The organism is Mucilaginibacter defluvii, assembly GCF_039543225.1.
Lineage (GTDB): Bacteria > Bacteroidota > Bacteroidia > Sphingobacteriales > Sphingobacteriaceae > Mucilaginibacter > Mucilaginibacter defluvii.
The window spans coordinates 1,943,208-1,965,715 of record NZ_BAABJI010000002.1 but is presented as its reverse complement, the minus strand read 5'-3'; the positions used below and the strand labels follow the sequence as shown (position 1 = coordinate 1,965,715).

Here is a 22,508-nt window from a genome sequence, read left to right as displayed (position 1 = left end):
AATTTTTTAGGGGGGCTTTTTCTTTGATAATTCCGTAAAGAAACCCAACTTCGCAGTCCGAAAAAACGATGCTTATGGTAACTCATTTCAAAAAAATTGCCACCGAACTTGCTATTGCCGAAAAACAGGTAAGCGCTACCGCTAACCTGTTGGATGAAGGGGCTACCGTGCCCTTTATATCGCGATATCGTAAAGAGCTGACGGGCAGTTTGGACGAAGTACAGGTTGCCGCCGTGCGCGACCGCTTGCAGCAACTGCGTGACCTGGACAAGCGCCGGGAAGCCATACTGAAATCATTAGCCGATATGGGTAAGTTAACACCCGAATTGGAAGCCAAAGTAAACGAAGCTGAAACCATGGTTTCGTTAGAGGATATTTACCTGCCCTACCGCCCTAAGCGTAAAACCCGTGCTACCGCCGCCCGTGAAAAGGGGTTGCAGACACTGGCTGATGCCCTGCTTGAGCAAAACAGGTTTGATGTAGAGGCCGAGGCTGAAAAATATATCGATAAGGAAAAAGGTGTAGCAGACAGTAACGAAGCGCTTGCAGCTGCCCGCGATATTATTGCGGAGTACATCAGCGAGCACGCCGATACCCGCACCAAAATGCGCGAGCTGTTCGTCCAAAAAGGCACCATACAAAGTAAGGTGGTTGATGGTAAGGAGCAGGAAGGCATTAAATATAAGGATTATTTTGATTGGAGCGAACCCGTGAAAACTGTCCCGTCGCACCGTTTACTGGCCATGCGCAGGGGAGAAAAAGAAGAGATACTTTGGCTGGATATTAAGCCTGCTGATGAAGATGCCATAAGCTTGTTAGAAAAGGCTTTTATAAAAGGCAATAACCCGGCATCGCAACAAGTACAACTGGCCTTGCTGGATAGCTACAAACGCCTGCTCAAACCATCTATGGAAACGGAGGTGCGCCTGTTTACCAAAAAGCAGGCAGATGACGAAGCCATCCGTGTATTTGCAGAGAATGCCCGACAGTTATTGCTGAGCGCGCCGCTTGGTCAAAAACGTGTAATGGCTATTGATCCCGGTTTCCGTACGGGTTGTAAGGTGGTTTGTTTGGACGAACAGGGCAAGCTATTGGAGAATGCCACCATCTATCCGCATACCGGCGCGGGTAATGTTCGCGAAGCCGAGAAAACAGTTAAACATTTAGTAGCGCAGTATCAAATACAAGCTATAGCCATCGGTAATGGCACCGCAGGCCGCGAGACAGAGGTTTTTGTGCGTGGGTTAAACCTGCCGGGTGTTACTATCGTGATGGTGAACGAGAGCGGGGCATCGATCTACTCCGCGTCGGAAGTGGCGCGTGAGGAGTTTCCGGATAAGGATGTTACTGTGCGTGGCGCCGTATCTATCGGCCGCAGGCTGATGGACCCCTTGGCCGAATTGGTAAAGATCGATCCGAAGTCAATTGGCGTAGGGCAGTACCAGCACGATGTGGATCAGAATAAACTGCAAACGTCATTGGATGATACCGTGATCAGTTGCGTAAATGCCGTGGGGGTTGAGCTGAATACCGCATCAAAGCAGATACTGGCCTATATATCGGGCCTCGGGCCACAATTAGCGCAAAATATTGTTACCTATCGTGATCAGAATGGTGCCTTCAAGCGCCGCAACGAACTACGGAAAGTTGCCCGTTTAGGCGATAAGGCTTATGAACAGGCTGCCGGTTTTTTGCGCATCCGCGATGCCGTAAACCCGCTTGATGCAAGTGCGGTACACCCTGAGCGGTATGCACTGGTTGAGCAAATGGCAAAAGATCACGGCTGCTCCGTAAAGGAATTAATGACCGATGAGAAGCTACGTAAAAGCATCAACCTGCAAAAGTACGTGTCTGATACCGTGGGCCTGCCAACCCTGAATGATATTATAGCCGAGCTGGCCAAGCCGGGACGTGACCCGCGCGAGCAGTTTGAGGCCTTTAGCTTTACCGATGGCGTTAACGTGATTGACGATTTAAAGATAGGCATGAAGCTGCCGGGTATAGTAACCAATATTACGGCCTTCGGCGCCTTTGTTGATATCGGCGTGCACCAGGATGGTTTAGTGCACCTGAGCCAGATCACTAACCGGTTTATAAAGGATCCGAATGAAGTGTTAAAAGTGCATCAAAAAGTGGAGGTGCGCGTTACCGAGGTGGATGTTAACCGCAAGCGGATATCACTAACCATGAAGGATGATAAAAAACCTTCCGCGCCGCGCCGTGTCGATAATAACAGAGGGGTATCAAACCAAAAAAATAAGCCACACCCGGAAACGGATATGGCTGCTAAGCTTGCTGCTTTAAAAAGTAAGTTTAAGTAAACGTGTTATTCCAGCGTTATCTGTCGTTTAATGCTTTCTTCCAAAGAAATGAATGTCTCGGTGCGCTGAATACCGCTTACGCTTTGTATATTTTCGTTCAATACTTCGCGTAGGTGGTTAGTATCATGGCATACTATTTTAGCGAAAATGCTCCAGCTGCCGGTAGTGTAATGCAGCTCAACAATCTCGTTGATCTTTTTTAGCTGTGCTACGGCCTCCTGGTATTGTGAGCCCTTTTCAAGGTAAATACCCAGGAACGCGGTTATATCATATCCTAATTTTTGCGGGTCAACCTCCAGGCTGGCACCTTTTATAACGCCCATCTCTTCAAGTTTTTTCATACGTACGTGTATGGTACCGCCTGATACGATAAGTTCCTTTGCAATCTCCGTATAGGGAGTAGTTGCATTTTTCATTAAGATCGATAATATCTGTATATCGAGATTATCAATTTCTAAATTTTGGGCTTTTCTGTGGGGCATAAATTAGAAAATCTATATTTTATTACAAGTTTAATTAAAATCTGAATAAAAATAAAATTATTTTATTGAAATATTTGCAAGAATTTAAGTTGTCGCTTAAATTTGTATTAAGCAAATGAGAAATGCTTACCGTTCTTTAAAACAAAAAATACTGTTGGGTGGTGAAATTTTTGGCAGACACACCTCCTTGTCCCGGTGGCGGAGATTATGGGAAACCCGAAGCGGGCTAACCACTCTGTGGAGGTTCGAATCCTTCCCCAACAGCATCCGATGGCTCGGATAATTACTGTAGGATGGTGAAATTTTGGCAGACACACCTCCTTGTCCCGGTGGCGGAGAACCTGGGAAACTCTTAGCAATAAGAATAACCACTCCGTGGAGGTTCGACTCCTTCTCCTACAGCTCTTCTCATAATTTAGGTTTATAATTGGTTAGTAAAGGCCCCTGCCCATCAGGGGCCTTGCTTTTTATAAGATTTTTGACTTGCCCCGTCTTCGCTTCGCTGGACGATCCTCTCTGCAAGGGCGTAAAGAGGGAGAGAAGCAGATAAGAATATTTTTATAGCATATTAACTATCTCTCTTTGCCACTAAAAGAGAGATGGGGGTATTTACAATTTCTAGTACTAAAAATCCCCTTTTGCTCGTGCAAAGAGGGACGCCGAACGTATTAATGGCAGGTGAGTAAATACTGTTACCGTCCGTCCAACCCAAACACTTCCGCCAGCAACTCGTACGATCTTAACCTGTCTTCAAAATGTTCGCAAATGGTTATCGCGATTATTTCGTCAACTTTATATTCATCAGCCAATGCAGTAAGCTTTTGTTTGATCTCGTTAGGTTTGCCGGTTACTATGCGTTTACTGTGGTGGATGAGCCTGGCCACCTCTGGCTCGTTGTATACCACATCCTTTACATCATCATAGGTTAGCGGACCGATGGGGCCGCCTTTTTCAAATTGTAAAAAGCGGTGCTCCATTACCGCGCGGTGCTGCATTAGCTTCTCCTCATCTTGTGAACAGAAAACAAACAGCGCCATGTTTGCTTGTGGTTCCGGCATATCTTCGGATGGCTGAAAACGCTCGCGATAAAGCTGAACTGCCGCCGCGCCACCATTAGGATTAATAAAGCGGGCGTAAGACAGGCCCATGCCGAAGTGTGCGGCAAATAAACCGCTTTGCCCGCTGGAGCTTAGCAGCCACATGCCCGGTACGGTTTGCACCTGCGGTATAGCGCGTATGCGGGCTTTAATGGTTCCCGGTTCGCCGCGGTCATGAAAATAATCAACCAGGTCGGCAAGCTGCTCAATAAAATCCTGCTCACGGAATTGGTTTGATGGATTAAGTATGCCGGCCGTAATACGGTCGGTACCCGGCGCGCGACCCATCCCCAGGTCGATCCGGCCAGGAAACAAGGCTTCCAGCATCCTGAAATTCTCCGCAACCTTTAGTGTGCTGTGGTTAGGCATCATAATACCGCCGGAGCCAATGCGCAAGTGTTTGGTAACGCCCGCAAGGTGTGCCATTAATACTTCGGGAGTTGAGCCGGCCAGTATACCGGTATTATGATGTTCTGATACCCAAAAGCGGTGATAGCCCAGTTTATCAGTAAGTTGTGCCAATGCTATAGTTTCCTGAACGGCCTGCTTGGCGGTAGCGCCTTTGCGAACGGGCGATTGATCAAGAACACTCAGCGTTATTTTATTCGTACTCATAGAATAGCTTATACTATACAAAACTATAATGTGCGCAACAAAATCGAGGTTTGAAAACCGTTTATGGCATTGCTATTACTAATGGTTATTTGCCTTTGTTTTGCGCGGATCCATTATCATAATGCTTAAACATCCCTAGGCCATAAACAATTCCAAGTGCCAGGTACGGATTTTTTGACACATTGCCGTGCAGTTTAAAGCCAATGCTGGCGCCAAAAGCCGTAGGCTCACCAACCGGTATAATATGATATATGCGAAAGCGCCGTTTTCGGCCTTTAAACCAATTAACATTCAATTCAAATGGCAAACCTGGATAATAGTCATAAGTTATAGTTTTACTACCGCCGGCATTGGGGTATTTACGTACCCGGTAATTGAATGATGCACCGGCCGAAAAACTCAAGCCACGTGTATTGGTAAGGTATCGTCGGCCATATAGCATGCCGTATTCCTGATAATGTCCCTGATCTTCAATGGCAATTATTTGTAATTTCCTTAATTGCGGGTCTCCTCCGGCCAAATCAGCAATGGCATTGTATCTGAGGGTGAACAGATTTTTTTTGTATTGGTAATTGATATTAAAACCACCGTATAAGCCATCGGCTCCTAAAAATGCCCATCCGAAATGAAGGTCACTATAAATAATCGGGTTGGTTTTTGTCTGATTTAATCGGCGGGCAGTGTCAACGTTTAAACTATCCTGCGCAATAGCATTTAAAGTAAGGTAAAATAATGCAAATAAGATAAAGGTAGCTTTAGGTTGCATATAAATGTGATATGCGTTAAATATAAAGGTTGTTTTAAGTTGCTCTATAAAAGTTGTTGCACAAAAAAGCCTGCTTAAAAAGCAGGCTTTGAAAATTGTATTTAGTTTGGTTTGGAGGTCTTATTTGGTAACATACATTACCTGTTTAACCGCCTTAACCACTCTGTCGGCATTTGGCAGGTACTCCTGTATCAGGGTAGGAGCGTACGGCAGGGGCACATCGCCACCCATAATACGTTGAATAGGCGCGTCTAAGTAATCAAACGCATCTTTTTGTACTTTAAAAGCAACCTCAGTTGCGATAGAACCCAATGGCCAGCTCTCTTCAACTATTACTAAGCGGTTGGTTTTCTTAACCGACTCAATAACGGTAGCATAGTCAATAGGGCGAACGGTGCGCAGGTCAATAACCTCGGCGTTGATGCCTTCTTTAGCAAGTTCTTCAGCAGCGGCGTTAACCACTTTCATTATTTTACCAAAACCTACTAAGGTTACATCGGTACCTTCTTTAACTACTTTAGCTTTACCTATTTCAATGTAGTAGGTTTCTTCAGGCACTTCGCCTTTATCGCCGTACATTAATTCCGACTCCATAAAGATAACCGGATCCGGATCAAGGATAGCTGATTTCAACAGACCTTTAGCATCGTAAGGGTTTGATGGAACAACCACTTTTAAGCCCGGGCAGTTGGCATACCAGTTTTCGAAACACTGGCTGTGTTGTGAGCTAAGCATACCCGCGTTACCGGTTGGGCCACGGAAAACGATAGGCACAGAAAACTGGCCACCGCTCATGCTCATCATTTTTGCTGCCGCGTTGATTACCTGGTCAATAGCTACAAGCGAGAAGTTGAACGTCATGAACTCGATGATCGGTTTTAAGCCGTTCATGGCCGAGCCGATGCCGATACCCGCAAAACCCAATTCAGAGATAGGCGTGTCAATAACGCGTTTTGCGCCAAACTCATCAAGCATACCCTGGCTTACTTTGTAGGCACCATTATATTCGGCAACCTCTTCGCCCATCAGGTATATGGTATCGTCATTGCGCATCTCTTCCTGCATGGCCTCGCGAAGCGCTTCTCTGAATTGTATTTCTCTCATTGTACTTTGAAAAATGATTTTTTTACGGACGCAAATATAATCGATAATGTTTGAAATGCAATCTGCCCGCATTTTAATAAAGTCATTTTTACCGGGCATGTTTATAAGTTTGTTACATTAGTCAAACAAAACTTCATCTGAATGAAATTCCCTTCGTTGAAAAATCTGGCTGAAAGTGCTGCAAAAACCGCAAAGCGTTTCCCATTTGAAATGCTTTTCGCGCTTACGGCAACTATAGCCACCACCGTAAATATCGAGCTGAACACAATTGCCCGCGAAGCCGAAAGCTGGTGCCTGCGCCTTATCATGATGGGTAACCTGGGTTTGCTGCTCAACCTATCGGCCACGTTGTTTGCCGAGGCGAACGGCTATAACCGTACTAAAAAATTGTTGCTCAATGTGGTTGCATCTGGCATTGCCATAGCTATTCTACTCCTTATTAACCCGGTAGAACGCGAGGCCGACTATACCCGTTTCTTTTTGCTGAGCATTGCGCTGCACCTGGCAGTGGCGTATGCGGGTTTTACGCAAAGCGGGCACATACAGGGTTTTTGGCAGTTTAATAAAACGTTGTTTCTGCGGTTTTTAACATCGGCATTGTATTGCGTTGTTTTAGGCCTGGGCATTTCGGCGGCTGTTGGCGCGGTCAACTATCTTTTCGGGGTTAATTTTGAGTTTGATACCTACCGGATCATCTGGACATGGATCGTGTTCATGTTCGGCACCATCTTCTTTTTGTCGGGCGTGCCAACTGATTTTTGGGTTTTAGACGGAGACTTCAGTTATCCGAAAGGATTAAAAGTATTTACCCAATATGTGCTCATTCCGCTGGCTACCATTTATGTAGCTATATTATTAGCTTACGAGGTTAAAATATTAGTGGAATGGAACCTGCCTAAAGGGAATGTAGGCTACCTTATTATGGGTTATTCTGTATTCGGCATACTATCATTATTGCTGGTTTACCCTATACGCGAGCATGCCGAAAACAAGTGGCTTAAAACCTACGCCCGCAGTTTTTACTTTTTAATGCTGCCTTTGCTGGTGCTGTTGTTTGTAGCCATTGGCACAAGGGTATTTAAGTATGGTATCACCGAGTTCAGGTACTTTTTAGTGTTGCTGGCCTGCTGGCTGCTGTTTATTACCATATACTTTTTGCTGTTTAAAAAGCAGAATATAAAGTTGATACCAATAACGCTAAGCGTGCTTGCACTGCTATCGGTTTATGGTCCGCAAGGTGCGTTTTCGGTATCGGAGTTTTCTCAACGACGTATTTTAGTAAACATCATGGAGCGCAATGGTAGTTACCGCGATGGTAAATTCATTCCTGTAAAAAAGATAAGCAAGCAGGATGGTAACCGTGCGGCAGCCGTATTAGAGTATTTGGTACTTCGGCACGACCTTGCCTCTTTGCAACCTTATTTTAAAACGGATCTGCAAGTAGCAGGCGATTCATTAGGCAAACAAAAAAGCAAATGGAATAGCGGTTTTGTAGTAGATCGATACGAGTTAAAAAGCAATAAGTTAGCATGGGCCAAAAAGAGGTTGAATCTAAATATGTACAGCGGGAGGTATTATGATGGTGAAGTTTTAGATACCGATCATCAAGCGCCGTACAGCAACTTTGTTAATCAGGATGTTGTATTATCATTGGCAGGTTATGATTATAGTTTAAACCTTGATGCGTATGACTCCGTTGGTGTAACAACCCGGTCGGCGGGCTTAAACGTAAAGCAGGGCATAAGCAAGGCTCAGTTTAGCCTGTGGATCAATAATGAACAGATTACGCTGAATACCATGAAGATTATTCCTCAGTTAGATACTATTAAACTTAAACGCGCAGCAGAAGCTACTGAACATGAATATGACCCTATCAGCGTACCAGCTTCAAAACTTACCCTTACCGGCCAGTCTAAAAGCTTTGAGGTGAAGCTGGTTTTTAAAAATCTAAACTATGTTTACTATGATAACACAAAGGTTGACCAAGTAAACGGAACAGGCACTTACCTCATCAAGCGCAAATAAAATAAGCGGAGGCCCGGTAATTTACCGGGCCTCCGCTTATTTTATTTGCAATGGTCATTAGTCATTAGGCAATTGTAATTAGTAGTTTGTTTAATGACTAATGACCACAATGACCAATGCCCAAACTATTTTCTTTCGCCTTTTAAGGTAGCGGCTATCTCCAAGGCTTTTTGAGCGTTAACAATGCCGCCTGTTTTTGATAGGGTGGTAAAGTCAACTTTATCTGTTTTGCTGCCCGGTTTTAATACCATGGTACCGTTAAGCGGCGCTGCCGATTGCAGGATAACCTGTTTTAACTGTTTAGCGCTTAGCTTAGGGTAATACTCTAACACCAACGCTGCAACACCTGCTGTAATTGGCGAGGCAAAGCTGGTACCATCGGCGGTGTTAAACTCAGCATCCTTGTCAATTGACGTTACTTTTACGCCCGGCGCAAAAACGTCCACATTCTTTTTACCATAATTGCTGAATGATCCGGCCAGTTCCTGGTCGTTCTTCGCGGCTGATGCACCTACCACAATCACGTTGTCCATATCGGTAACCGAGCCATCCTCAAAAGTATCATTCGGGAATTGCGGCTTGGCATCAACATCCTGATTATCATTGCCCGCGGCCTGCACTAACAATACATCTTTTGATGCCGCATATTTAAAAGCTTCGTCGACCCATTTTTTGTGTGGCGACAGTTTTTTACCAAAGCTCATGTTGATGATCTGGGCGCCATTATCCACCGCGTAGCGTATGGCTTTGGCAATATCTTTATCATATTCATCACCATTCGGCACAGCCTTTATACCCATCAAACGCACATTGTCGGCAACGCCATCAATGCCATAGCTATTGTTACGCACAGCGCCGATCAGGCCGGCGACGCCAGTACCATGTGATGCATCCGGGAATTTAAGGATGTTGCTGCCGTAGGGCTTGGTATCCCATACATCCGGGTTATCGCCTACTATGCGCTGGCGCGAGGTAAGGTCGGGGTTAATATCGTTATTAAGTTTAGTAAGGTACTCGCTCAACTCTTTAATAACACCTGCGGCATCATCATCTCCGCCTTGCTGTGTAAATATCGACTGCCAGATGGCCTTGCTCTGCATTATTGTATCATTAGCCGAGGTGATCTTCTCCAGGTCGCCTTTCTTAAACGAGCCCTCAGCGTTCAACTTAAGTTCGCGTTTTATATAACCGCTGGTAGCCATCAACACATTCAATACCGGCGATAACTGGTCCGTCTCGGTTTTGGCTTTAGCAACGGTAGTATCGTGGGTTGCCTTTACCTTTTGCCAGTAGGCGAATTCTTTTTTATCGGTAGCGTTAGCCGCGGTAATGATGGCGTATTTGCCCTTCAGGCGATTGTACTCACGCACTTCTTCCGTAGTTTCGGTATAGTCGGCTTTGCCGCCCGGGCCGCCTAAAAAGTTCCAGCCGTGTACATCGTCGGTATAGCCGTTCTTGTCGTCATCCTTTCCGTTAGCAGCTTTTTCTTTCGGGTTTACCCACAGTACTGATGTAAGGTCTTTTTGTGCAGTATCAATGCCGCTGTCAATCGTTGCTACTATTACTGTTTTGCTTTTTTTGCCTTTTATCAATTCATAGGCAGGAGTAAGGCTTATGCCAAAATAACCATCAGTTTTCAGGTCGAGCAGGTGCCAGTTTTTAGGTAATTCGGCAGCCGGCGCAGCGGGTGCCGCAGGCGTTTGGGCATGTGCGCCAAGTGTAAGCAGTAAAGCGCCGGCCAGCAAAGGGGCGGCTATCGTATTTTTTAAATTAAGCATGTATAACTGTATTTTTTAAAGTGTTTGATGTATGATAACGGGCTGGCACTGATAATTTTCGGGGTAAAATACCTTTATGCGCGGCCATGTTTGCAGGTTGTACTAAATTTATAGTTTTTGTCGTTTATATGTAAACAGTAAACGGAATAACAACAAGGTTGCGTATAATGTTGTATCTTTATCAAAGGTAATTTTTTAATCCGATTTCGGCCATCAACTCTCCGCCGTATTCTATCCCTTTAATATTTGTTTATTATCAGGTAGTTACAGCTGCAGGTTGTTAGCTAATGTGCGGATGTGGAAAACTAAATAAATACCGCGTTGATTTTAGTTGTTAAATTCAATGCAAATAAGCCTTAAAAGCAATTTTAAATGATATTGCTTTATAAGCGAGATGTTCTGCAAACAAATAAGTGAATGGAAGAAGAATTTGAATTTGGTTTTACTGAGGATCCCAAGTTCTCGGTAGAACGTTACGAAGAGATGATTCGTAACCACGACCAGTACTTTTTTGATGCCCAGGCGTTTGAGAACATTATCGACTACTATATCGAGAAGAACGATCCGCCGAAAGCATTACAGGTAGTGGAGTATGCCCGTAACCAGCACCCGTTTGCCGCTGTGTTTTTAATAAAGCAGGCGCAATTGCTGATGGTTACCAACCGTGCGAGTGATGCTTTTGAAGCCCTTGATAAAGCTGCCATGCTCGAAGCGTCTGACCCGGATATATACATCATCCGCGGCAACCTTTACGAGAGCATGGAGCGTTACAGCGAAGCACTTGAGAATTATGAAAAGGCATTACAACTAGCTGATGATACTGACGAGGTGTTATTACACATGGCCTACGTGCATCAAAACATGGGCGAGTATGAGCAGGCTGTAGTGTACTTAAAACGCTGCCTTGAGCAGAATATGGAAAACCAGGATGCCCTGTATGAGCTCGCTTTTTGCTATGACGTGCTGGATAATCAGGAAGAAAGCGTACAGTTTTATCAGCAATATATTGATAACGAACCTTACAGCTATGCCGCCTGGTATAACCTGGGCAATGCCTTCACTAAGCTCGGTTTGTTTGAAAAGGCTATTGATGCCTATGATTATGCTATCCTGATTAAGGACAGCTTTGCATCAGCCTACTTTAATAAGGGTAACGCACTGGTTAACCTTGAAAAATATGCCGAGGCTATAGAGGTGTACCGCCAAACTTTTGAGTACGAGCAGCCTAATGCCGATACTTACTGTGCCATTGGCGAGTGCTATGAGAAGCTGGAGCAGATGGATGATGCCCGCGCCTTTTACAAAAAATCAGTTAAAATGGACCCAAAGCTGGCTGATGCCTGGTTTGGTATAGGGGTAACCCTTGATTTTGAGGAGCGATATTTTGAGGCACTGCACTTTTATAAAAAAGCGCTCGACCTCGACCTGTCAAACGCGGATTACTGGTTTGCCATTGCTGATGCCGAATATAAACTGGGCCATATTGAGGAAGCAGAAAAAGCTTACGAAAAGGTTGTGGAACTGAACCCGGTTGATGTTGATGCCTGGCTGGATTACTCCTCTATATTATACGAGCAGGAAAAGCTGGCGGACGCAATAGAGGTGATGACGCAGGCCATTAAGAACAATCCTGACGCTGCCGAGCTGTATTACCGTATGGTGGCTTACCTGTTTGCCCAGGGCGACTATAACGAGGCGCTTAACCAACTGGAACTGGCGCTTTCAACCGATCCTGAAAAACATTATATCCTGTTTGATTATTTGCCGCAGCTGCAAAAAAACAAGGTGATTATTGATATCATCAGCAGGTATACAAGATAGTTTTTTGATTAATGCTTTATTTTTATTCAGCGGCCGGTATAACCCGGCCGCTGTTTTTTTATAGGCTCATGTATGGCGTCCACCAGTTGGAGATCAGGTTTTCGCTAACCTCAGTAGGGGTCCCGGGCGATGGCATAAATAAACTGATGCCTTTTTGCGCGGCATAGTTGATCACCTTTTCGGCAGGCTCGTACCAGGCGTGCGGGGCAAGATTGAAAGTGCCCCAGTGTATAGGCATCATTATTTCACCCTTAAGCGCTAAATGGGCGTTTGTAGCATTATCAGGCCCCATGTGTATATCGGGCCAGTACTTTCCGTAAGCACCAACTTCAAGCATGGTCAAATCAAACGGACCAAACGCATCGCCGATATCTTTAAAGCTCGGTGAGGGTCCGGAATCAGCTCCGAAATATATATTATGCTGCGGCCCTTTGATCACAAATGAAGACCACAGTGTTTCATCGCGGTTAAACAGTCCCCTGCCCGAAAAATGCCTGGCCGGAGCGGCGGTTATCGTTAGGTGGCCCAGCGTAGTGCTATCACCCCAGTTTAATTCGGTAACCGTTTTTACACCCCATTTGCGCAGGTACCGGCCTATACCTAATGAGCAGATAAACGGAATGTTTTTAGTAGCAAGGTATTTAATTGTGTTCTCATCCAGGTGATCATAATGATCGTGCGAACTGATGACGGCATCAATATGCGGTAATTGGTTTAAGGATAGTGGTGCATCAAAAAAACGCTTGGGCCCCATGCGTTGCGTAAACGATACCCGCTGGCTCCAAACCGGATCGGTAAGCAGGCGTTTGCCATCAATTTCGATGATAATGCTGGAGTGGCCTATCCAGGTAATGCGCAGGCCGGTGGCGGGCGGTGTACTATATAAAGCGGCATCCGTTTTAAATGGGCCTAACGTTTTTTTAGGTACGTTTTCCTCTTTATTAAGCATGTACTCGCGCAGTATCGGCAGCATGCGGCCAAGTCCGGCGGCATCAGTAGGTATAATATTTGCAAATTTTTTGCCCTCTTTTTTGGCGGGTTGTATGCCCATAGTGTGGTGTGTTAATTATAAACACTAATATGGTGCTTTGTAAATCAATCGCTTTGTAAAAAAGTAATGCATTTGTCGCAAAAGTTTTTTAGTATCTGCGGCAGTTCTTTAGCAATATAAGGATGCGTGCCGCCAAACACATGGTCGCCACCTGGAATGATATAGAGTTTTGTGTTTGGTTGTGCCGCATGTAATTCTTCCGCATGGTTCAGTGGTACCGTTGGGTCCGCATCGCCATGCGCTATAAGCCAGGGCTGCGTGATCTCCGTAGCACGAACAATAATGTTCAGCCGTTCTGGGTTTTTATCCAGATCGTCCAGCAATGTGGATTTTACCGGCATTTGCTGCCCGGTACGGTAATTAGGGAAGTGCATTACCCCCGTTAGCTTCCATTGTTTTTCGGCCTGGCGCGGCCACAGGTTTCTAAAGGTGGCCACCGCCGCCATGGTGATCAGCTTTTTTATCCGAGAATCCTCTGCCGTATGTATAATGCTGATGCCGCCGCCCATACTGTGACCAATCAGGTAAACTTCATCAGTGCGTTTAAATGCCGCGCCACTTGCTGCAAAATCGAGCACATGTTTCAGGTCATCCAGTTCAATCGAAAAAGTATTTTCGCTGAAACTGGTCAGATCAGCAAATTCAGTGGGCTCTTCGGCCGTAGTGCCATTATGCGAAAAATTAAACTTCAGGAAACGATAACCATTTTGCGCGAAGTAGCGCGCTACCAGGTTATGCGTGCCCCAATCCTTAAAGCCTTTAAAACCATGCGCAAAAATAACAAGCGGTGCATCACGATTATCCGTATCAACAGTAATGTCAAGCGAGATGGGGCGGCCTTTGGCGCCAGGGGTAACAAAATGGTCCTGTACTATCATTCGTAATAAACGGTTGTAATGGTGTAACGGTGCGCCGGTTGTTTTGTTTAAGCAGGGCGTTCGTCGGTAACCGATGCGCACCACCAGGCCCAGGCAATCAGCAAAGGCTGCAATGCAATCAACCTTATCCAGGCCAGCAGAGGCGTTACGGTTATGCTGCCTAATTGCAAAGGTGCATGGATAACCATATCAATATGTACCGGCAAAAACGCGATCAGCATCAGTATAATGCCATGGGCAGCTAACTTTCTTGTTCGCTCAAATATCAGCATCAGGGCAAAAAGCACTTCAAAAGCGCCTGCCAGTATATTAAGCACGGCTGGCATGGGCAGGTAAGGGGGGATAATTTTGATGTATGATGCCGGGTGTACAAAGTGATTAATACCTGCAAGCAGGTAGCCGATTATCATGATAATTAATGGAGCTTTTTTCATGTATCAGTTTTGTAGCCGGATAATAACCTGTTGAAAAGCACCGCCCTGCATAATTATAAATTAATGCAGGCAACCATGTAGCCAATTAACAGGTACTTGCTAATATGGATAAGTGATAAGCGGCAAACGCAAAATATTGTTTTGCCATGTTGCAGGTGCGGGCTGAAAAATGTTTATTTGCGGCCCCGTAATCAAGAAATGTATGTTATTTATATACATTCTAAATACGGCTGTTTGACAAAGTGTTGACATAAGGGGTTTTTATTCCTGTTATTTTTGTTGGGTTAAATTTAAAACTGCTTTGAAGTATTTAAAGGTTATAGCTTTTACGCACAAACAGATCGAGCTGAAGGAGTTGGGGAAATTGGTGATATGCCAGGAGGATCTGACCGTTAAACTTCAAAGGGTTAAGGTTGAATTTGGCATCTCCGAATTATTTTATCTGGCTACCTGTAACCGTGTAGTATTCGTTATGGCTACCTCGCAGGAGGTTGACAGGCCTTTTGCAGAGAAATTTATTGGTTCGCTTGAGATGGGCTTATGCTCACACTACATGGGTACCTTTATGGATGCTGCTGTTATTTACGAAGGCCAGGACGCATTGAACCACTTGCTACGTACCTCCTGCTCGTTAGAAAGTTTGGTAGTTGGCGAAAAGGAAATCTTGGCCCAGATACGCAAAGCTTACGAGCAAGGCAGGGAAGGCGGCCTTACCGGCGATTACCTGCGTATGGTGATGGGTTGTGTAGTTAAAACCGCAAAAGAGGTATATACACATACCAATATCTCTAAAAACCCAATCTCTGTAGTATCACTGGCTTACCGTAAATTAAAGGATCTTAAGCTTTGCTCAAACGCACGCATCCTGATTATCGGCGCCGGCGAAACCAACCGTAACCTGAGCAAGTATCTTCAAAAACATAAATTCAGTAACTTCACCGTGTTTAACCGGACGGTAGGCAACGCCGAGCAGTTAGCTGCTGATCTGGGCGGCAAGGCTTACGGACTTGAAGAGCTGGCCAACTATAAAAACGGGTTTGATGCTATCATTACCTGTACGTCAGCAACATTGCCTATCATCACGCCTGAATTATATGCATCATTATTAAATGGTGAAACCGGACGAAAAACCATAGTTGACCTTGCTGTGCCTAATGATACAGCTGCCGACGTATTGGAGCAGTTCCCGGTAAACTTTATCGAGGTACATTCGCTTAACGAGGTGGCTAAACGCAACCTGCAGGAGCGTTACCAGGAACTGGTACACGCCGAAGCGATTATTGACGAAAACATCACTGAGTTTAACCTGCAGCTTAAGCAACGCCGTGTGGAGATAGCCATGCGCCAGGTGCCCGAAAAAATTAAGGAAATTCGCACTACGGCCTTAAATACCGTTTTTGTTGATGAAGTACAAAGCCTTGACCAGCAATCGCGCGAGGTGTTGGAGAAGGTGATCAGCTATATGGAGAAAAAATATATCAGCGTACCCATGGTTATGGCGAAGGATATATTGATCAACGGTAATTAATACTTATCGTATAACCCGGGTCAGGTTTCCATTCTTGTCAAAACACAAAATATACTTATTTAGTAAAGCGGCACCGCTGCTATCTGTAACCGTAAAGTGGTGATCTACCTTGTAGCCTATAAAATTTGGCTCTACCTTTTGCTTAATACGCTCCTGCTTTTTCCGGTATTCGGCTTGTTTCTTTTCATAATATCCGCTCTCTTTTCGCTCGTTAAATAACTTGAAATTCTCGCCCATTTCCTGGAAACGCAAGGCCTCTATCTGCATTATTGAATCCTCAAGGCGGATGTACGCGCTATCGTTTCGATAGGAAAGAACTATGCTATCTATGCGGCTATAGTTAACAGATTTGTAGCCCGGCTTATCGGCGAGGTTTTTAACTACCCAATTTTTTGCGTTGCTATCTATCGTTGCCGCTATGTGCTCGTCCACCTTCTCATTGGAGCAAGCCGCTGCCAAAATTGTGAGCAATAATAAGCAAAAGGGTAAACGCATGGCGCAATTTAGCTTTTTCAGGGTGCTTTGATAGTTTAAGTATTGTATTATTTACGATGTAATTATTTTATTTACATTGCAATATGATAAAATCAAGGCTTTTTTGGGTGGCGGCAATTATGCTGGCGGTTATTCCGTGGTTGGGTATTGATATTGCCGAACATCGCCTGGCTTGGGAGAAAGATGTACGCGAAGAAATGATCAACGTAGTACAAAGTGTTTATGACCTCAGCCGTGAACAAAAAGCACATATTCTAGACAACATCCTCGAGCGTAATTCCACCCTGAATATGCTGATCTATCTGAAAAGCTTATTGGTATTAGCATTGTTAATAGGGGGAGTGTGGTTGCTTATAAAGTATAAACGGGCAACCGGTAAAATAGCTAAGCCGCTGGCCTTAACCTTTGTGTTGATGGTGTTGTTTACCGGAGCCAAATTTGTTTGGGCACTAACGCTTGATCCGCAAAATAAAAAGATAAAGTTTGTAGATATTGATGAAAGTGAAGCTGATCTTAATAAAATTATAGTCGATAATTTTAAAGGCAAAGTAGTTTACGTTGACTTTTGGGGTACAACCTGCGGCCCTTGTATGGCCGAATTCAGGGATTTTACAAAACCGTTGAAGGATAAATACCGTCAATCCGGCAAAGTGGGTTACCTGTATATCTCACAAGGAAACAAATATCTTTGGAAAAAGCAGGTAGACAAATACGATGTGGAAGGCACGCATATTTTTGTAAGTGATGAAAAATACGCCCGGCTGTTTCAGGATGCTGTGCATGACACCTCAAGACGCATATTAATGCTTACCTACGTTATTGTAAACGCTGCCGGAAAAATTGTTGATACCGATGCCAAACGCCCGAGCGATAGTAAAGCATTGTTCGCGCAGTTAGATAGACATCTGCGATAACAACAGCTATAGCGTTAGCTTGCAGGCTTTTCAGTCACTTCAATTTCATATCGTTAATAATTAAATAAATCAAAGCCGTAAAAAACTAAATTTGTGGTCGCTAATACATAATATCTTTTGGATAGGACACTCATAATAGGAACCCGCGGAAGCGACCTCGCGCTATGGCAAGCCAACTTTGTTAAGGATAGTTTGGCAGCTATAAATATTAAAGCCGAATTAAAGATCATTAAAACCCAGGGCGACCGCATACTGAACCTGAGTTTTGATAAACTGGAAGGCAAGGGCTTTTTTACCAAGGAACTGGAAGAAGAACTGCTTGCCGGTACCATTGACCTGGCCGTGCACTCGCATAAGGATCTGCCGACCGAAAACCCGCCGGGGCTCATCATCGCCGCGGTATCTGAACGTGAGGACCCTGCCGAGCTGTTGCTTATATTGAAGGATTGTGTGGATGTGCGCCAAAAGCTGTCGGTTAAATATGGCGCTATTGTAGGCACATCATCCAACAGGCGCAAGGCGCAGTTATTAGCTGTTCGCCCTGACCTGGAGATCGAGGATCTGCGTGGTAACGTGCCGACCCGCATAGGTAAACTGCGCGACGAGGATTATGATGCCATTATGCTGGCCAAGGCCGGTGTTGCCCGTTTAGGGTTAGACCTGAGCGAATTTCATGTAGAAGAATTAACACCAACCGAACTGATACCTGCGCCCGCACAAGGTGCGTTGGCCATACAAATAAGGGAAAACGACCCGGAGCTATTTGAGACGCTGCAAGCCCTTAACCATGCCAATGTTGCCGAAGAACTGGCGGTAGAGCGCAAAGTGCTTAAGCTGTTTGGCGGTGGCTGCCACCTGCCATTAGGTTGCTACTGCCGTAAGGATGAAAATAAATTCCAGGTATTTACTTCAAAGGCCGATACCGGCGAGGGTTTCCCCGACCGTTTATTTGTAGAAACCGATACCACCGAAGGCCTGGCCGAAAAAATTGTGGCCCGGTTTAGTGCCGAACGCAAGCATCCGGCTAAAGTGTTCATCTCGCGCGAGGTGAGCGAGAATAGTTATTTCCGTAAAGCGTTATCAAAAAACAATATTGAGATTGAGGCCCGCTCGCTGATACGTACCGTAGCGGTAATTACCAAGCTCGATCCGTTTATACTGCGTAATACCGACTGGGTGTTTTTTACCAGCAAGAACGCGGTGGAATACTTTTTTAAACTCGACCCGCAACTGCCTAAAAAAGTAAAGTTCGGAGTGATGGGCAGCGGCTCAGAAGATGCGCTGCGCCGCCACGGCTACTTTGCCGACTTTACCGGCGAAGGCACCGATACAGCCGATGTTGCGGCGGAGTTTGCCGCGTTAGCCAACGGTACTACCGTAACTTTCCCGGGGGCGGCAAGCCCGATGCGGAGTATTCACCAGGGTTTATCAGCCGATACCAGGATCATCGATCTGCCGGTTTACGAAACCGTGCTGGAAGAAGACGTGGAAGCCAGCTCGGCAGATGTGGTAATATTCACCAGCCCATCAAACGTTGATGCTTATTTTGCGGATAACCTGCTCGATCCACATCAAAAAGTGATCGCTATAGGCAAATCGACCGGTAAGAAATTTGAAGAAATGGGTGTACGCTACACGCTGCCTTTCTCGCCCGATGAGGTAGGATTGGCCGAAGCGGTGTTTGGAATTTAGTCCATGGTCCATAGTCGATAGACCATAGATATTTTAGATATATACAAGAAAACCATGGACCATCGACTATCGTCCAAGGACTGAGCTTATGTTACAACGACCAAGAAGAAACAGGAAAAGTGAAGCGATACGCCAAATGGTGCAGGAGACACATGTGAGTGCAGCTAACCTGATATTTCCGCTGTTTATTGTGGATGGTGAAAACCAAAAAACGGAGGTAGCCTCCATGCCGGGCATTTACAGGTATTCTATTGATAACCTGCTGCGCGAGGTAGAGAGCTGCATGAAGCTGGGCTTAACGTCGTTTGATTTGTTCCCAAATATTGAGGAAGCGCTGAAAGATAAACTCGCTACCGAAAGCCACCGCGAAGGAAGCCTTTACCTGCGAGCGATCAGCCAGGTAAAAAAGGAATTTCCGGAAGCCTGCATAATTACCGACGTGGCCATGGACCCATACAGCAGCGATGGCCACGATGGTATTGTGGAAAACGGTGAGATACTGAATGATGAAACGTTGGAGGTATTAGGCAAAATGGCCCTGGCACATGCTCAAAGCGGTGCTGACATTATCGCTCCGTCGGACATGATGGACGGCCGTGTGGGTTACATACGCCGGGTGCTGGATGAGAATGGTTTTAAACACGTAAGCATCATGTCGTATTCGGCTAAATATGCCAGTGCATTCTATGGTCCGTTCAGGGATGCGCTGAACTCTGCACCTAAATTTGGCGACAAAAAAGGTTACCAGATGAATCCGGCTAATCAGCGCGAGGCATTAATCGAGGCCCGTTTAGATGAAGCCGAGGGTGCCGATTTCCTGATGGTTAAACCGGCATTGCCTTACCTGGATGTGATCAAGCTATTAAAGGATAGCACCGAGTTGCCCATAGCGGCCTACAACGTAAGCGGTGAATATGCCATGATCAAAGCCGCCATACAAAACGGCTGGCTTAATGAACAGCGTGCCATTACCGAGGTATTGCTGAGCATCCGCCGGGCAGGCGCTACCGCCATTTTAACCTACCACGCTAAGGAAGTGTTGGAGAATAAGTGGCTGTAGGCTGTCACCCATGGCGTGTCGAAAGGTGCGAGCGAAGGACTAACAAAGCGGCCAATGCTTCGACAAGCTCAGCATGACAATGGCGATGAATAACGAAAACAAACAAAAGCTTTAAGCTTTATGCTTTCAGCTTTCAGCAAATAAATAAAATGTTCGATTCAATAAAGAAGATATTTTCAGATGACGAGGGTAAGCCGGTGAGCACTACTGCCAAGCCGGATATAAGCAGGGAAAAATCTGCCGAATTGTATGAGAAGGCTAAAACCTACTTTCCGGGTGGGGTTAACTCGCCGGTAAGGGCGTTTAAGTCGGTTTACGGTACGCCGCTTTTTATACAAAAAGGCGATGGCTGCCATGTGTGGGATGCCGACGGTAACCAGTTTATTGATTTTTGCTGTTCATGGGGTCCGCTGATCCTTGGCCATAATAATGCCAAAGTGCGCGAAAAGGTGGTTGAAACTATCCAAAATGGTATGTCGTTTGGTGCGCCAACAGCATTGGAGAATGAGCTGGCCGAACTCATCCTGAAAAATAATAAATACATTGAAAAGATACGCTTTGTGAGCTCGGGTACCGAGGCAGTAATGTCGGCCATCAGGCTGGCAAGGGGTTATACCAAACGCGATAAGATATTAAAGTTTGAAGGCTGCTACCATGGCCACTCCGATTCGTTACTGGTTAAAGCAGGTTCAGGCCTGGTAACCTTTGGCGAAACATCATCGGCAGGCGTACCTAAATCATTCGCTGATGAAACTATAGTGGTATCATTAAATGATAAGGAAGCGCTGCAAAAAGCCTTTGAAGAATTTAAGGATCAGATAGCCGCCGTTATTATCGAGCCCATACCGGCTAACAACGGTTTGCTTTTACAGCATAAAGAGTACCTGCAATTTCTACGTGAGATATGTACCGCCAACGGTACCATGCTGATATTTGATGAGGTGATATCAGGTTTCCGTGTAGGCTTTGAGGGTGCTGCAGGTTATTACCAGATCAAGCCGGATATTATTACTTATGGTAAAATTATCGGCGGCGGTATGCCTGTGGGCGCTTACGGTGCATCGGCACAAATTATGGATCATATATCGCCGGTGGGCAGCGTTTACCAGGCAGGTACATTATCGGGCAACCCGGTAGCTATGGGCGCAGGCATTGCGCAAATTACCGAGCTGCTACGCATGGGCTTTTACCGTGATCTGAACAACAAAGCGCAAGAGTTTACCGAGGCGATACAGCGCTTTGCAACAGCCCGTAATTATAAATTAAAAATATTCAGCATAGGCTCCATATTCTGGTTCGCGTTTACGGATAAGGATATCCGCACGGCGGAAGATATTGACCCGGCAAGTATGGAGAAATTCAAAAAAATGCACCGCGAACTGTTGAACCGGGGTGTTTATTTTGGTCCTTCGGGCTACGAAGTAGGTTTTATTTCATCAGCCCATACCAAAACTGATCTCGAAAAAGCTAAACGTGCTATATTTGATAGTCTGGATGTAGTGTTCAGGCCTAATAATTAATAAATTAGCGGTATTGGTTATATAAAAGCATATCAGAATTGTAGACGATGAAAAGGTCATTAATCATATTTTACGCGTTAATTACTTACGCTGTAGCTGAGCTGATCTGGTGGGGATATATGCTGGTTAAAATGCAACCAGAGCGCAGCGGCATGATCATGGGCGAAGGGTGCATGTTTGTAGGCGTGTTCTTTTTGGGCGCGTTCTATCTGCATAAATCAATGAACCGTGAGCGCAAGCTACAGGAGCAAAAGAAGAACTTTTTACTATCCGTAACGCATGAGCTGAAATCGCCGCTGGCATCTATCAAACTGTTGTTGCAAACTATACAAAAGCGCGATCTGACTAAGGCTCAGGTGCTTGATTTTATTGACAAGTCGCTTAACGATATTGAACGTTTGGATGATATGGTAGAGAATATGCTGCTGGCCTCAAAAATTGAGAACAGTTCTTACACTTTTCCAAAGGCAAGTTTCAACCTGTCAAACCTTGTTGATAATATTGTTAACCGTTTACAGATCAGCAAATGCGATTGTAACCAGCAGATCATCAATGCCGAGATCGAACCTAAAATTGAAATAACCGGCGACAAATTCGCCCTTACCTCGGTAGTTACCAATCTGATAGAAAACGCGGTAAAATACTCAAGCCCTTGCCAGTCTGTAGATGTAAAATTATACAAAAACGACGGACAAATATTTTTTGAGGTGGCGGATAACGGCATCGGTATAGCTGATACCGAAAAGGCCCGTATATTTGACCGTTTTTACCGCGTAGGCAGCGAAGAAACCCGTAACACAAAAGGCACTGGTTTGGGGTTATACATTGTTAAGCAGGTGCTTGATAAACATCAGGCCAGCATAAAGGTAAAAGATAACAATCCATCAGGCAGTATATTTGAAGTTACTTTCGGATTAACCTAAAACA

18 protein-coding genes and 1 tRNA gene are annotated in these 22,508 nt (G+C 45.2%); 10 read left to right on the top strand and 9 right to left on the bottom strand.

The window, feature by feature from the left end; all coding sequences use genetic code 11:
* The first annotated feature begins 74 nt into the window (after nt 1-74).
* Nucleotides 75-2,321, top strand: a complete 2,247-nt coding sequence (locus ABD960_RS14975) for a Tex family protein (protein WP_345331956.1) — start codon at nt 75-77, stop codon at nt 2,319-2,321.
* A gap of 5 nt (nt 2,322-2,326) precedes the next feature.
* Here ABD960_RS14975 and ABD960_RS14970 read toward each other — a convergent pair whose 3' ends face one another.
* Entirely contained in the window at nt 2,327-2,803 is a 477-nt protein-coding gene (locus ABD960_RS14970; protein WP_345331955.1) for an Lrp/AsnC ligand binding domain-containing protein, read from the bottom strand.
* A gap of 152 nt (nt 2,804-2,955) precedes the next feature.
* Here ABD960_RS14970 and ABD960_RS14965 point away from each other — a divergent pair.
* Nucleotides 2,956-3,067, top strand: a tRNA-Asp gene (locus ABD960_RS14965).
* Nucleotides 3,068-3,495: 428 nt separating this feature from the next.
* Here ABD960_RS14965 and ABD960_RS14960 read toward each other — a convergent pair.
* The 3 genes from ABD960_RS14960 to ABD960_RS14950 form a co-directional block, all read right to left on the bottom strand.
* A complete protein-coding gene (locus ABD960_RS14960) occupies nt 3,496-4,515 on the bottom strand; it encodes an LLM class flavin-dependent oxidoreductase (protein WP_345331954.1) in 1,020 nt (339 codons plus the stop codon).
* A gap of 85 nt (nt 4,516-4,600) precedes the next feature.
* Entirely contained in the window at nt 4,601-5,281 is a 681-nt protein-coding gene (locus ABD960_RS14955; protein ID WP_345331953.1) for a hypothetical protein, read from the bottom strand.
* Between the two features lie 120 nt (nt 5,282-5,401).
* Nucleotides 5,402-6,457 carry a pyruvate dehydrogenase complex E1 component subunit beta gene (locus ABD960_RS14950; RefSeq protein WP_345332846.1) on the bottom strand — a complete coding sequence of 352 codons (1,056 nt, stop codon included), beginning with the start codon at nt 6,455-6,457 and terminating at the stop codon, nt 5,402-5,404.
* 69 nt (nt 6,458-6,526) lie between these two features.
* On the opposite strand from ABD960_RS14950, the gene ABD960_RS14945 reads away from it, so the two are divergent.
* Entirely contained in the window at nt 6,527-8,410 is a 1,884-nt protein-coding gene (locus tag ABD960_RS14945) for a DUF4153 domain-containing protein (RefSeq protein ID WP_345331952.1), read from the top strand.
* A gap of 125 nt (nt 8,411-8,535) precedes the next feature.
* Here the strand turns inward: ABD960_RS14945 and ABD960_RS14940 are convergent, their stop codons facing one another.
* Complete coding sequence (locus tag ABD960_RS14940; RefSeq protein WP_345331951.1) at nt 8,536-10,188, bottom strand: S8 family serine peptidase; 1,653 nt, start codon at nt 10,186-10,188, stop codon at nt 8,536-8,538.
* 417 nt (nt 10,189-10,605) lie between these two features.
* Between ABD960_RS14940 and ABD960_RS14935 the strand changes: the two genes are divergently transcribed.
* Complete coding sequence (locus ABD960_RS14935) at nt 10,606-12,009, top strand: tetratricopeptide repeat protein (RefSeq protein WP_345331950.1); 1,404 nt, start codon at nt 10,606-10,608, stop codon at nt 12,007-12,009.
* Between the two features lie 58 nt (nt 12,010-12,067).
* Here ABD960_RS14935 and ABD960_RS14930 read toward each other — a convergent pair whose 3' ends face one another.
* The 3 genes from ABD960_RS14930 to ABD960_RS14920 are packed head-to-tail and all read right to left on the bottom strand — an operon-like array spanning nt 12,068 to nt 14,372.
* A complete protein-coding gene (locus ABD960_RS14930; RefSeq protein ID WP_345331949.1) occupies nt 12,068-13,060 on the bottom strand; it encodes an MBL fold metallo-hydrolase in 993 nt (330 codons plus the stop codon).
* A gap of 44 nt (nt 13,061-13,104) precedes the next feature.
* The gene (locus ABD960_RS14925; protein ID WP_345331948.1) at nt 13,105-13,938 is read right to left on the bottom strand and encodes an alpha/beta hydrolase family protein; all 834 of its coding nucleotides are present in this window, start codon (nt 13,936-13,938) and stop codon (nt 13,105-13,107) included.
* Nucleotides 13,939-13,985: 47 nt separating this feature from the next.
* Complete coding sequence (locus ABD960_RS14920) at nt 13,986-14,372, bottom strand: DoxX family protein (protein WP_345331947.1); 387 nt, start codon at nt 14,370-14,372, stop codon at nt 13,986-13,988.
* Between the two features lie 301 nt (nt 14,373-14,673).
* Between ABD960_RS14920 and hemA the strand changes: the two genes are divergently transcribed.
* Complete coding sequence (gene hemA, locus ABD960_RS14915; protein ID WP_345331946.1) at nt 14,674-15,900, top strand: glutamyl-tRNA reductase; 1,227 nt, start codon at nt 14,674-14,676, stop codon at nt 15,898-15,900.
* 3 nt (nt 15,901-15,903) lie between these two features.
* On the opposite strand, the gene ABD960_RS14910 is transcribed toward hemA, so the two are convergent.
* Nucleotides 15,904-16,395: a hypothetical protein gene (locus tag ABD960_RS14910; RefSeq protein ID WP_345331945.1), complete on the bottom strand. Its 492-nt coding sequence runs from the start codon at nt 16,393-16,395 to the stop codon at nt 15,904-15,906.
* 83 nt (nt 16,396-16,478) lie between these two features.
* Between ABD960_RS14910 and ABD960_RS14905 the strand changes: the two genes are divergently transcribed.
* From ABD960_RS14905 to ABD960_RS14885, 5 genes are all read left to right on the top strand, one after another.
* Nucleotides 16,479-17,309, top strand: a complete 831-nt coding sequence (locus ABD960_RS14905) for a TlpA family protein disulfide reductase (protein ID WP_345331944.1) — start codon at nt 16,479-16,481, stop codon at nt 17,307-17,309.
* A gap of 117 nt (nt 17,310-17,426) precedes the next feature.
* Complete coding sequence (gene hemC / locus ABD960_RS14900) at nt 17,427-19,001, top strand: hydroxymethylbilane synthase (RefSeq protein WP_345331943.1); 1,575 nt, start codon at nt 17,427-17,429, stop codon at nt 18,999-19,001.
* 88 nt (nt 19,002-19,089) lie between these two features.
* A complete protein-coding gene (gene hemB, locus ABD960_RS14895) occupies nt 19,090-20,061 on the top strand; it encodes a porphobilinogen synthase (RefSeq protein ID WP_345331942.1) in 972 nt (323 codons plus the stop codon).
* Between the two features lie 149 nt (nt 20,062-20,210).
* Nucleotides 20,211-21,581 (top strand): glutamate-1-semialdehyde 2,1-aminomutase, encoded by a 1,371-nt coding sequence (hemL, locus tag ABD960_RS14890; RefSeq protein WP_345331941.1) that lies wholly within the window; start codon nt 20,211-20,213, stop codon nt 21,579-21,581.
* 47 nt (nt 21,582-21,628) lie between these two features.
* Nucleotides 21,629-22,504, top strand: a complete 876-nt coding sequence (locus ABD960_RS14885; RefSeq protein ID WP_345331940.1) for a sensor histidine kinase — start codon at nt 21,629-21,631, stop codon at nt 22,502-22,504.
* Nucleotides 22,505-22,508: the final 4 nt, after the last annotated feature.

Coding starts and splice junctions, on each gene's coding strand:
- ABD960_RS14975 (WP_345331956.1), top strand. CDS start 75: ATGGTAACTCATTTCAAAAAAATTGCCACCGAACTTGCTATTGCCGAA.
- ABD960_RS14970 (WP_345331955.1), bottom strand. CDS start 2,803: ATGCCCCACAGAAAAGCCCAAAATTTAGAAATTGATAATCTCGATATA.
- ABD960_RS14960 (WP_345331954.1), bottom strand. CDS start 4,515: ATGAGTACGAATAAAATAACGCTGAGTGTTCTTGATCAATCGCCCGTT.
- ABD960_RS14955 (WP_345331953.1), bottom strand. CDS start 5,281: ATGCAACCTAAAGCTACCTTTATCTTATTTGCATTATTTTACCTTACT.
- ABD960_RS14950 (WP_345332846.1), bottom strand. CDS start 6,457: ATGCGGGCAGATTGCATTTCAAACATTATCGATTATATTTGCGTCCGT.
- ABD960_RS14945 (WP_345331952.1), top strand. CDS start 6,527: ATGAAATTCCCTTCGTTGAAAAATCTGGCTGAAAGTGCTGCAAAAACC.
- ABD960_RS14940 (WP_345331951.1), bottom strand. CDS start 10,188: ATGCTTAATTTAAAAAATACGATAGCCGCCCCTTTGCTGGCCGGCGCT.
- ABD960_RS14935 (WP_345331950.1), top strand. CDS start 10,606: ATGGAAGAAGAATTTGAATTTGGTTTTACTGAGGATCCCAAGTTCTCG.
- ABD960_RS14930 (WP_345331949.1), bottom strand. CDS start 13,060: ATGGGCATACAACCCGCCAAAAAAGAGGGCAAAAAATTTGCAAATATT.
- ABD960_RS14925 (WP_345331948.1), bottom strand. CDS start 13,938: ATGATAGTACAGGACCATTTTGTTACCCCTGGCGCCAAAGGCCGCCCC.
- ABD960_RS14920 (WP_345331947.1), bottom strand. CDS start 14,372: ATGAAAAAAGCTCCATTAATTATCATGATAATCGGCTACCTGCTTGCA.
- ABD960_RS14910 (WP_345331945.1), bottom strand. CDS start 16,395: ATGCGTTTACCCTTTTGCTTATTATTGCTCACAATTTTGGCAGCGGCT.
- ABD960_RS14905 (WP_345331944.1), top strand. CDS start 16,479: ATGATAAAATCAAGGCTTTTTTGGGTGGCGGCAATTATGCTGGCGGTT.
- hemB (WP_345331942.1), top strand. CDS start 19,090: ATGTTACAACGACCAAGAAGAAACAGGAAAAGTGAAGCGATACGCCAA.
- hemL (WP_345331941.1), top strand. CDS start 20,211: ATGTTCGATTCAATAAAGAAGATATTTTCAGATGACGAGGGTAAGCCG.
- ABD960_RS14885 (WP_345331940.1), top strand. CDS start 21,629: ATGAAAAGGTCATTAATCATATTTTACGCGTTAATTACTTACGCTGTA.